This window comes from Pseudomonas sp. SIMBA_068, from assembly GCF_046534705.1.
GTDB lineage: Bacteria > Pseudomonadota > Gammaproteobacteria > Pseudomonadales > Pseudomonadaceae > Aquipseudomonas > Aquipseudomonas putida.
Map to the genome: position 1 here is coordinate 1 of NZ_JAWRYI010001181.1, position 250 is coordinate 250.

Consider the following 250-nt stretch of genomic DNA (forward strand, 5'->3'; position numbering starts at 1 on the left):
GTGGAGTATCGCCAGGTTCGCCTGAAAGATTTCGCGCTGGAGAGCGAACTGGCGCAGCGGATTCAGTTTGTTCAGGGCGACGCCTGTAACCTTAAGCCGCAACCCGCCCGTTACGATCTGGTACTCGCATCCAACCTGATCGATCGCCTGCGTCAGCCCGCACGCTTCCTGCGGGATGTCACGCCGATGCTGCGTCAGGGCGGCATTCTGGTGCTTTCCTCGCCCTATACCTGGCTGGAGGATTTCACGC

The 250-nt window shown here is 60.4% G+C and carries 1 protein-coding gene; it reads left to right on the forward strand.

Going from position 1 to position 250, the window contains the following annotated elements; all coding sequences use genetic code 11:
- A partial coding sequence (locus tag SB756_RS33265) for a methyltransferase domain-containing protein (RefSeq protein ID WP_410913659.1) occupies nt 1-250 on the forward strand: 250 nt, incomplete at both ends.